At 66.8% G+C, this 10,114-nt stretch carries 10 protein-coding genes and 2 pseudogenes; 4 read left to right on the forward strand and 8 right to left on the reverse strand.

The features are described from left to right. Positions 1 to 83 precede the first annotated feature (83 nt). Positions 84 to 971 (reverse strand): arginase family protein, encoded by an 888-nt coding sequence (locus FAB82_RS16175; protein WP_136535573.1) that lies wholly within the window; start codon positions 969 to 971, stop codon positions 84 to 86. Further along, the gene (locus tag FAB82_RS16180; protein ID WP_136535574.1) at positions 958 to 1,251 is read right to left on the reverse strand and encodes a hypothetical protein; all 294 of its coding nucleotides are present in this window, start codon (positions 1,249 to 1,251) and stop codon (positions 958 to 960) included. The genes FAB82_RS16175 and FAB82_RS16180 overlap by 14 nt, the downstream gene beginning before the upstream one ends. Positions 1,252 to 1,523: 272 nt before the next feature. Between FAB82_RS16180 and FAB82_RS16185 the strand changes: the two genes are divergently transcribed. The 3 genes from FAB82_RS16185 to FAB82_RS16195 all read left to right on the forward strand — a co-directional run bounded on the left by FAB82_RS16185 (position 1,524) and on the right by FAB82_RS16195 (position 4,124). Continuing rightward, on the forward strand, positions 1,524 to 1,823 hold the full coding sequence (locus tag FAB82_RS16185; RefSeq protein ID WP_136535575.1) for a hypothetical protein: 300 nt from the start codon (positions 1,524 to 1,526) through the stop codon (positions 1,821 to 1,823). 249 nt (positions 1,824 to 2,072) lie between these two features. Then, positions 2,073 to 2,651: a hypothetical protein gene (locus FAB82_RS16190; RefSeq protein WP_136535576.1), complete on the forward strand. Its 579-nt coding sequence runs from the start codon at positions 2,073 to 2,075 to the stop codon at positions 2,649 to 2,651. Between the two features lie 333 nt (positions 2,652 to 2,984). Continuing rightward, positions 2,985 to 4,124 (forward strand): NYN domain-containing protein, encoded by a 1,140-nt coding sequence (locus FAB82_RS16195; protein ID WP_136535577.1) that lies wholly within the window; start codon positions 2,985 to 2,987, stop codon positions 4,122 to 4,124. Between the two features lie 155 nt (positions 4,125 to 4,279). Here the strand turns inward: FAB82_RS16195 and FAB82_RS28625 are convergent, their stop codons facing one another. The 3 genes and pseudogenes from FAB82_RS28625 to FAB82_RS28915 all read right to left on the reverse strand — a co-directional run. Further along, the gene (locus FAB82_RS28625; protein WP_136535587.1) at positions 4,280 to 4,921 is read right to left on the reverse strand and encodes a histidine phosphatase family protein; all 642 of its coding nucleotides are present in this window, start codon (positions 4,919 to 4,921) and stop codon (positions 4,280 to 4,282) included. A 168-nt stretch (positions 4,922 to 5,089) separates the two neighbouring features. After that, positions 5,090 to 5,365 (reverse strand): annotated as a pseudogene (locus FAB82_RS28630) (HAD family hydrolase); the annotation flags it as partial. Then, positions 5,346 to 5,774: pseudogene (locus tag FAB82_RS28915) on the reverse strand (HAD family hydrolase); the annotation flags it as partial. The pseudogenes FAB82_RS28915 and FAB82_RS28630, both read right to left, overlap by 20 nt. 215 nt (positions 5,775 to 5,989) lie before the next feature. On the opposite strand from FAB82_RS28915, the gene FAB82_RS16210 reads away from it, so the two are divergent. Continuing rightward, entirely contained in the window at positions 5,990 to 6,394 is a 405-nt protein-coding gene (locus tag FAB82_RS16210; RefSeq protein WP_136535578.1) for a hypothetical protein, read from the forward strand. A 69-nt stretch (positions 6,395 to 6,463) separates the two neighbouring features. Here FAB82_RS16210 and FAB82_RS16215 read toward each other — a convergent pair whose 3' ends face one another. The 3 genes from FAB82_RS16215 to FAB82_RS16225 all read right to left on the reverse strand — a co-directional run bounded on the left by FAB82_RS16215 (position 6,464) and on the right by FAB82_RS16225 (position 10,049). Next, complete coding sequence (locus FAB82_RS16215; RefSeq protein ID WP_136535579.1) at positions 6,464 to 8,392, reverse strand: hypothetical protein; 1,929 nt, start codon at positions 8,390 to 8,392, stop codon at positions 6,464 to 6,466. 523 nt (positions 8,393 to 8,915) lie between these two features. Beyond that, positions 8,916 to 9,275 (reverse strand): hypothetical protein, encoded by a 360-nt coding sequence (locus FAB82_RS16220; RefSeq protein WP_136535580.1) that lies wholly within the window; start codon positions 9,273 to 9,275, stop codon positions 8,916 to 8,918. 195 nt (positions 9,276 to 9,470) lie between these two features. After that, entirely contained in the window at positions 9,471 to 10,049 is a 579-nt protein-coding gene (locus FAB82_RS16225) for a hypothetical protein (RefSeq protein WP_136535581.1), read from the reverse strand. Positions 10,050 to 10,114 lie beyond the last annotated feature (65 nt).

The raw sequence follows: 10,114 nt of genomic DNA on the forward strand, positions 1-10,114 counted from the left end.
GCGTTCTTGCGGCCCAAGCAGGCTGAAGCGGGCAGCCCAGACGCGCTCGGCTCCCCGGTATTGATCGGGGACCCTGCTGCCGGTTATGGCAGGACGCGCTCCAGCAGAACGAGGACTCGCGCCGCGTATACGCCGGTCGGGTCCAGGTCGGGCCGAAAGTCCGCGACGCTGACGCCGAGCAGTCGCGGGGACCGTGCGAGGGGCTCCATCACCGCCGCGAGCTGATCCCAGTGGAGGCCGCCCGGTTGCGGGTAGGTCACCGCGGGAAACACGTCGCCGTCCAGCACGTCAAGGTCCAGATGCAGCCACATCTTCCGATCGGGCCCTGCCGGCCAGGCGGCGGCACGCCGCCCCGCGGCCGCCGGGTCGACTGCGATGGTCGCGGCATCGATTCGGCGCAGCTCTGCGGGAACCCGGGCGAGCTCACGAGCCGAACCCGCGTCCAGACCGCTCGTGCGGTGGCCGAGCATGACCACTGCACTCGCCGGAACCATCGGCGCTCTTCCGGCCAGGGCGACAAGCGAATCCGCCCCGATGCCGGTCAGCACCGCCAGTTCCATGTCCGCGGTCTCCCCGGTGTCCGAGGCCGGCCCGTCCGAGTAGTCGGGATGCCCGTCCAGGAACCACAGCCCGACCGGTCCCACCGATCGACGCAGGGCCGTGACGATCCCGAGCAGGATGGAGCAGTCGCCGCCAATCACCAAGGGCCGCAGTCCCGGTAGGTCCTCGAGGGCCCGTTCCAAGTATTCGGCCAGCGCGTGAGCCGCACGCACTGTCTCCGGGAGCGCGAGCACCCCGGTGCGTTCGTCTCGTTCGACGCTGTCGATCGTGCAGGCGGCATCACCCCGATCCCGGCTCACCATGGCGGACAGGCCCGCCGCGCGCAGCACCGCCGGCGCCGCCTGCTCGCCGCGGCCGGACCCCGAGCAGTCCCACGGAGCACCGAGGAGGAACCAATCAGTGGTGATCATGATCGTCGTCCATCAGCAGTGCCGGATGACTCCCGGCGTTTCCCATGCATCGTTCCAACCATTCAACGATAGAAGCGCTTGAGCGGCAGCCGAGAGCTAAAGAATCAAGTTCGGGCGACTCGGACATCCCGAGCATGGCGATGAATACGGTCAGTTTGTCCGCCAGGTAGTCGCGCAGGGGCCGGTCCGCGCGGAAAGCCCACCAGGTCAGCGAACCCTGCCAGTAGGCGGCCAGCGCGTAGCCGATGCCGACCGGGGACGCGGGGAAACCGGCCGACACCACCGGCTACCTCTGATCGGGGCCGCCATGAAGGGCCTGAAGGTGGCCCGTCTGCCTCAGACGAGTTTTCGAGGCGATTGAGAACGGTGCCTACCTGGGGGTTGGGCCTGTGGTGCTTGAGGCGGTACCACATCGGCTCGCTCTCTGCCGAGATCTCCAAGACTTCGCTGATATTCGGACAGACACCGTCGGGCGATGTGAGATGGAGGCGTCGCTCGGTTCGTGGACCGCGAACGGATGGTCCGCCGCGGCGGCGCCTGGAGGATGAACGAATGCGAGTCTGTCTGAAAGTGCAGATCCCGGTCGAGGCCGGCAACAAGGCGATCATGGAAGGAGGCATGCCGAAGCAGCTCAAGTCCGCCATGGACGAGCTGAAGCCCGAGGCGGTCTACTTCTTCCCGCAGGACGGGATGCGGAGCATGATGTTCTTCTTCGATCTGAAGAACACCGCGTCGATTCCGACGCTGGTCGAGCCTCTGTTCGAGGGCCTGAACGCCAAGGTGGATATCACGCCTGCCATGAACTTCGACGACCTCATGTCGGGAATGAAGACATTGCAGAACCACCGGTGACCGGAAACCCCAGGTTGCAGACTCTGGTGGCCCGGCCGCAAAGCGGCCGGGCCACCAGAGTCAACGCCTGCGGTCAGTGGAACATGCCGAGCGCATTCGCCGTTCAGCCGAGCACCGGCTGCCCTCGTCGTCATCCTGGCTGCCGCCGGGTCTGGTCCGCGTGCTGGGGGCCGCTGTCTTCCAACGGGGGAGGACATCACCCTCTTGCGGGGGATGGACATCACCCTCTTGGGGGATCTCCGTCTGTGAGTGCTCGGCGACGATTTTCTTATGCAGTCAACGTTTCGGGCAGATTTGGTGCCGATGTGGGTAAAGATCGCGGTTTGGATGGTTCCACTGTGCTGTGTTCCATCGGTCGCGTGGCGCCTGGTCCATTCCTTGGGCACGCTCGCGCACGATCAGGACACCTGTGGATCCGCGGGAGGCTCTCTCCTCGAGAATATCTATGTGGCGGCGCTGCTGCCGGCGGGACAACTCGGTCTCGCGTTGCTGACGCTTGGACTGATCCGTCCGTGGGGCGAGGTCCTTCCACCATGGTTGCCCGTGCTCGGCGGTCGCCGGGTGCCGGTGGCTCTAGCCGTGGCGACAGCGGCGGCCGGGGCCGTGCTCGTCTTGGTGGGCTATTGGTACAGCGTCGTGGAGGACCTGTGGGGTCCGCTGCTGCTGAGTGAACCCGTGACGGCCATGAATCCAGTCCCGGCCGGATGCCCCAACTCCCTGGGCTGGGACGTATTGCGCTGGTACATCCCCATGGCCTTGTGGCCGCCCCTGCTGTTGGCGGTGACCTGGCATTATCTTCGCCGGCGCACAGGAGTCGGCGGGTCATAGCGATCCGAGCATCAGACTTCCTCGCCGCTGACCGTCGATTGTTTGCGCCATGGGCTTCCGGACAACCAGCGCGGCCCGGTTGGAAGATTCAGTGTCGCAACCCGGAGAAGCGAGCACGGTACCCGGCTGCTGCCGGGTACCACCATGCACAGGCGAGCTCAAAGGGGGTCTTCTACGCGCTTACGAGAATCACCCGCGCGGGGGAGTCGGTTCACTCACGAGGGTGACTGCACAGAGGTCTGGTACGTCGAAGCTGGAGGGGCCGAATGACAGATCGTCAGTCGCGTTCCCCGTGGAGCGCGAGCGGTGGGTTCAGGGACGGAGACCGGTGGAATGCAGGAGAACACGGTTCGCAGCGGGGCCGCGAAGACGCGCAGGGGACGATTGCCGGCCTGGTGGTCGGGCTGGCCGCGGTGGTCCGGCTATGCGGCGGCCGTCTGGTCCCTGGCCTACGGCGCGCTCGGAGCCTACTGGGCATTCGGCGGTGCCGGATTTCCATTCGGGCGCGGGAACGACCAAGAAGCCGAGTACTCGATTCTGGTCGACGCCGATGTGGTGACTGCTGCGCCGGTGATCGCTCTCCTCGGACTGCTCGGCGCGGCCGTCGGAGTCATGATGGCCAAGGCGGTCGGCCGTGGCTTCGTTCGCGCGGCGGTGATGGTCTTCGCATGGGCGGCCGCGGCGACATTGGCCGTGGTGGTCACCGACCTTCGGCTGCTGATGCTGATCACCCGGATCCTGGTCGCTCCGGTGTTCGCCTTCACCGGCGTGCCGGGAGGAGGGAGCGTCGCCGACTTCTTTCCATGGCCGCGACTGCACCTGCTCATCCTGTTGGGAGGCGGCCTGCTGTGGGGCCTGGCCGCGCTCTCCTACCAACGACGTACCGGACAGGCCTGCGCGAACTGCGGCCGCGACGGGACGGTCGCGTGGTGGTCCACCCCGCCCAACGCACTGCGGTGGGGCCGGTGGGCCGTGGCCGTGGCCGCCGGTGTTCCCGCCATCTACGCACTCTCCAGGCTTGCGATGGCCGCAGGGAGCCGGGTGGGTATTCCGCAGGCGTTCTACGACGAGATGGAGGGCTCGGGGGTGATCGTCGGTGACCTGCTGATGGCCTCAATGGCGATCGGCGGCATGGTGCTCACCGTGGGGCTGGTTCGACCGTGGGGTGAAGTCTTCCCGCGATGGATCTGGTTCGCGGCCGGTCGACGAGTGCCGCCGTCATTGGCGCTGATCCCGGCGTCGATCATCACGGTCTTCATCACAGCGGCGGGCGTCAGCGAGGCCCGCTCACTGCTGCTCCACGGCATCGACACCCAGCAGTGGGGCATCACCGGCCCGACGATGCTGTGGCCATTGTGGGGACCCGCGCTCGGCGCCGCGACCTACGCTTACTACCTGCGGCGACGCACCCCATGCCGACACTGCGGACAGGGCGAGCACGCATCATCCCTTCTCAACGCCGCCAACGAGTAGCAGGCCCGACAGGGTCTGGGCAGACTCGACACCACTTCCTGAATTCGGCGATGGGTCGGTCTCCTGCCGGTGATCTCGCAGTGCAAGCGGCACAACACCATTGGATTGAGAAGCTCCGCTGGCGCCGCAAGCCGTCAATGCCAGTCAGGTTGCGGTCAGTCGGTCCTGATCGGGTCGAGATGGCGGGTATCGCCGAGGCGGATGACTTGGCGGCTGCGATGGAAGTCGTCCTCGTGAAGTGTGGTGATGCTGCCGGAGGGCACCTTGAATACCACGTAGCCGAGCGACTCGATCGGCATCTTGATCCAGGATGCAACGACGAACGTCAGGGCGAAGCCGTGGGTGACGATGATCTGATGTTCGCAAGGGCGCTGCAGGATCTCGTCCATGGCTTCGTTGATGCGCTGCGCGAGCGCTGCATTGGATTCGGCGCCGGGCACTCCCAGATCGTGTTCCATCCGGTTCCCGATCGCTGGCGGGGGGACGTACCGCTGGTCCAGCCATGCCTTCGGCTTTGCCTCCGCCTCGCCGAAGGACTTCTCCCGCAGTCGCCGATCAAGGATCGGTTGCACACTGACCCGCTCGGCGATGACCTCGGCCGTCTGCTTGGTGCGCTGCAGGTCCGAGGAGAACAGCTCGACCTCGGCGCCCTCGGGGACCGCCGCTCGCAGTGCCTGGCCGATGGAGCGGGCCGCGCGGATGCCGGCGGGCGTGAGCGGCGAATCATGCCACCCACCGACCACGCTCTCGACGTGGTGCGTCGCTTCAGGGTGGGTGACGACGTGAACAGTGCGCACCAGAGCGGGCCTTCCTTGTAGGCGGGGTCCGCCTGACCCTAGACCGCGGCCATTGCCGACCGGCTTTACCTCAGTCCTACCTACTGACTTCGACACCGAAACGTGTGAGTGCTCGGGTTGTAAGTCTGAGTTTCGTGCGGTGAGGATGTCCTGGAGTTCGTTGAGCGAGTGGATGACGCGGATGTCGGCGTTGACCGCGGTGGTGGCATTGTCGTTCGCTCGGTCGAGCCAGAAGCCGTGGAGCCCCGCTCGGTGCGCCCCGATCGCGTCGGTGTCGTAGTTGTCTCCGATGTAGGCCACCTCGTGTGGTTGGAGGCCGAGCGAGGTGCAGCCGGCGAGGAAGATGCTCGCCGCGGGTTTGGGTGCGCCGTGCTGATCCGAACATATGAGCCGGTCGCCGAAGTAGGAGATGGAGTCCGATGGTGTCGAGTTTGTGGCGTTGATGGTCGGCGGAGGAGTTGGAGACGACGCCCAGGCGAAAGTCGGGCGCGAGTTTCTTGAGTGCTGGCTCGGCGTCGGGGAACGGTGCCCGGGACGCGTGGCGGTGGGCTTGGTACCCGGCGAACCATGCGGAGGCCTCCTGGTCGGAGAGACCGGCTTTCGTGGACGCGCCGATGCGGGTGAGGAGTTCCCGAGTGCGTTCGCGCTGCTGCGCGGCGAAGGTGAGTTCGCCCTTCAGGAAGCGGGCATAGTGCCGCTCCTTGAGCTCCCGCCATAGTCCGAGCGCCGCGGCGCTGTCGGGGAACCGGTCCAGCAGGTCTTGCAGCCGCAGATAGGCAAGCACACTGGCAGCCTCCGATCCCGAGTCGAACAGGGTGTCGTCGACGTCGAAAAGCACACCCTGGATCGGCATGAGGTCGTTCCTTCTGGTCGTGTGTCGGGGACGGACCGGGGCCCGGTTGCTGATCCTGCCACAGGGCCTGCGCTTCGCTCGGCCCTACGACGTTATACGCGCCAGAACCGATTCCGGTTGAAGATCGATGCATCGGCGGGGACGGGACAACCGTGTTACGGTCGAGGTCATCCCCTCATCGGGTCCGATCGCATTCTCTATGAAGCAGGCCCGTTATGGCGCACGACGACTCCGTTCTCATCGCATCCGGACTGCAAGTGCTCAAGCGGCACGCCTCTCGGGGCGAAACGCTCTCCTACGATGATCTGAACCGTGAACTCGGCCGGCCGTACGAGATCGGCGGGGACTTTTCCGGTCATATCGGGAAGCTCTGCGACGACATCACCGTCGCTCATTCCAAGGCGACTGGACTGAAGCTCATGATCTCGGTCGTGGTCCGCGACGGCGAGACGGGGCTGCCCGGCGACGGTTTCTTCGAGCTGGCCGCGAGTCTCGGGCGCCTGGCCTTGACCGATGAGGTCGATGCCAAGCGCGCCTTCGTGGAGGAGCAGGAGCGGAGGGTGTTCATGGTCTTCCGCCCCGCGAAGACGTCGACTTCCGGTTTCGCACCGAACCGCTGAATCCGGCAGTATGGCAAGACACTGAACGGGCCCCGCCGCAACAGCGGCGGGGCCCGTTCTCTTTTCGGGTCAGCGGAGGCCGTAGGAGCGGATGGTGGTGTGGGTGACCTCGGTGCCGACGGTGTCGGTGGCGGTCAGGCGGAGCGAGACGTACGCGGCGTCGTCGGGGTGTTCGAGAGTGGCGGTGTCGCCTTCGAGTTCGGCTTCGGTCCAGGTCCTGCCGTCGTCGTAGGAGACCTCCAGGCCCATCGACTCGGCGCTGTTCTCCATCGAGGCGAGCCCCAGGGTGATCTCCTGGGGTTCACCGCGGTCGGCCCAGCCGCCTTGCACGGCTTCGGATTCCAGGGTGACCACCGGGAGGTCCAGAGCCGCGTCCTCGGCGGTCGCGGAGTCGAACTGCCATTCGAGCGAGGATTGGACGGCGAACGGCGAGGTGTCGGTGCCGCGAGTGGCCTCGGCGGTGAGGGTGTAGCGGCCCTGATCGCCTTCGGGCAGTTCGAAGGCGAAGTCGGCCAGGTCTTCGGTGGTGCCGAGCTCCTCGCTGTCGCGGCTCAGCGTGGCGGTACTGGTCTCGTATCCGACCAGGGTCACGGTCTCGCCGGCGTGGCTCTCGACCGGGGAGACGCGGCCCCAGATCGTGTCCCCTGTGCGGCCGAGCCAGGGGACGCCCGCGGACAGTGGGCCGTCGCCGATGACCCGCTCGGCCGGGCCGGCCGGCAGCGCGGTCTCGCCGCTGAAGCTCGTGAAGCCCTCGGTGAGTTCTTTGTCGGCGTCGAACAGGCCCGCTTCGACGGTCCGGTCCCACTGGATCGGCGCGGCGTTGTAGAGGTTCGTCGCCTGCGACGGGAAGGCGCGGTCGACGCACTGCGCGAACAGGAAGAACTGGTCCTCCCAGACCCGCGGGTAGTCGCATTGGCGCCCTTGGAGTTCGACGCCGAGGTCCTGGTATTCGGTCTGTTCGACCGCCAGGTCGGCGTCGGCGACGGTGTACGCCGGGTCGGCGGGCAGCGAACCGGCCTCGCCGAACGCGAGCGTGTAGGCGTAGGGCTCGGCGGCGTCCGCCGGGCCCGTCAGTACCGGCTGGTAGATGAAGTTGAACTCGAAGTCGGACTCGCCGGGCTGGGGCAGGAGGTAGGCGTCGGAGTCGGCGCCCATGAACTCGAAGGTGCCGTGGCTGCTGGTCTCGGTGGCGGCCTCAATGTAGAGCAGGTGCTCTTCGAGTTCGGCGTCCTCGCGCTCCACCTCGACGCTGACGGGCGCGGCCGCTGCGGCGTCGACGGTCAGTTCGGCGGGCTCCTCGCCGACGGTGACCGGGGTGTAGCCGTATACGGTCTCGCCGCGCTCGGTTTCATTGGCGTCGTTGATGGTCACGGTCATGATCAGGTAGTCGCCCGGTTCGAGCTCGGCGGTGCCGGTGCCGTCCTTGCCGATCGCGATGACGTCGGACTCGTCGGTGCCCTCCTTCATCCAGACGACGAGGGACTCGTCCGGGACGCCGCCGGAGCGGTCGCTGACGCTGACGGTCAGCTCCTGGGCCGCCTCCGATGCCTTGGCCTGCTGGGCGGCCGGGACGAACCCGGCGTAGTCGCGGGTGTCGAGCTCCGCTTCAGCGACGTTCGCCGCGTCGGTGTGCCCGGCGGCGAGGAGCCGGGAGACGTTGTAGCGGCGCGGGTCCTCGTCGCCGGAGCGGATCGCGTCGAGCATGTCGGTGGGGACGACGACCACGTCGTCCGAACCGTCAAGCGCGGTCTGCCCGACGAAGCCGACGTCCTCACGACCGGCCGCCGGTTCGACATCGATGCCGCCGCCGGGCGACAACCGCACCACGTCGCCGGTGGGCAGCTTGAGCGTCCCGGTCGCGGCGGCTTCGGATACGGCCCGGCCCGTTTCGGCCCGGGGGTCGTTTTCGGCCGCGTTGGCGAAGACGCCGCCCCAGGCGGCGGCTCCCCCCAGCGCGGTGACCGCTAGGGCCGCACCGATAATGCTTCGTTTCCGCATCGCACTCCTCCTCTGTGGCGCATGGCCCCGGTCGGGCCGCGCGAACAAGGTACGTCGCAAGGCCCAAAGTTGGTTGCATACCAAAGATCCATCTATTTCCGGCGTTAACCGCAAGCGACTCAAAAGACGCAGGTCGCGCTGCGAATGCGGCTCCCAGCCGATGCTGGACCGCGAGTCAAGTACCGCCTGGTAGTCGCCGCCGAGACTGGAGCGTTTCCCGGAGGGGCTGAACGTGCCGCATGGTGGACTCCCCGCCGATTTCGTCATCGACTTCGGCAAGGTGACACCGCTACTCTTTGGCGAACTCAGCTCATGAAATTTCTGTTCCGCCTAAACTCACAGGCACCAAGATCACCAGGGAGGTCGGTGAGGTGTCATGGAGACCGCAGGCGTTAGGTTCAGCGGAGAAGGCGAGTACCGGACCGGTACGGCCAAGGTCGAGAGATCATACAAGGAACCAGTTCCCTCCGACGCCATGACTTCCGGAGGGAGTGATGACACCCCTGGGCTTGGGCGATGCGAGCTAAGGTTCCATGCTGATGACGAGGTCGAGGATGACCTGGAACCGGAGTTTGCGAGCCTTGATGGACGCTTCGAGGACAATCGCGTGATCGAGTACGAGCGTCTCAATGGGCGCTTGTTCTGGCTGCGAATCGAACAGTGAGTTTGCTTCGCTCCAGAGTTGTCGATCTGCGCCCAGTTGGCCGGGACGTCTGGGCTGGTACGAAGGTGCCACCATCCATCTCGACGATCCGCGGCTCTCCAGCCAGCGGTCGAACCACCAGATCAGGACGGCGGCGGCCGCGCCGCCGAGGAGGAGGCCGGGGCCGCCGGCCGCCTGGCCTTCGAGGGGCGTGACCGCTTCGGTCAGCCCGGAGAACACTGCGAACAGGATCGCCGGGGGGAGGACGAGGATGCCTTTGCCCTGCCGCCTGTCACAGTGGACGTGACGGGCCGTCTACTCGTCCTCGTCTCGTTTCTGCGGGTCCTGCGGCCATCTTCCGCTCCCTTGCCGGTGCCCACCCCGACCAGAGGCCGGGCGCGTTGCGCCCGGCCTCCGTTTTGTTCTGCGGTTCGGTTACTGCTGGGGTTGGCTGTAGGGCCCCGGCTGCTGCGGGGGCTGCGGGGGCTGCGGGGCCCAGCGCATCAGGAAGATGCTGACCGCAAGCAGGAGCGCGGCGAGGATGTAGAGCCAGATGCCTCCTCCGGCCGCGACCTCGAGGTCGGAGGCCTCGGAGTCCTCGATGATGCTGTTGAGGGCCTGGACCGGTTGGAAGGAGGCGGCGATGGTAGTCAGGGCCAGGCCGATGCCGCCGAGCTTGGCGGTCCATTGGAGGCCGGGCTTGATGCCGACGGCAGTCCAGCCGACCAGGACGATCAGGATGAGGGCCGGTGCGAGCCCGGGGAGGCCGCCGACGACGCCCCCGAGGCCCGTGAGCGGGAGGTAGGCCAGGTCCTCTTCGGAGCCGTCGAAGGAGACCTGCGGGATCAGCGACCCTACGGCAAGCAGCGCCATACCGGCTCCGGCGAGGCCGAGTCCGGCCGGGGAGGGGCGGTCAGGCCCGGCGGGGAGCAGCGACGTGAGCGGCTGCTGCTGGGGCTGGCCGGGGTTCGGCGCTGGTTGGTAGGGGTTCTGCTGGGATGGGTTGTCGTACAATGTAAGTCACCTCTGTTTGGTCTATTGGGGACTGAAGCGAATCGTGTCAGGCGGGTTCCCTTCGC

The sequence above is a fragment of the Glycomyces buryatensis genome, assembly GCF_004912275.1.
GTDB classification, from domain to species: Bacteria; Actinomycetota; Actinomycetes; order Mycobacteriales; family Micromonosporaceae; genus Glycomyces; species Glycomyces buryatensis.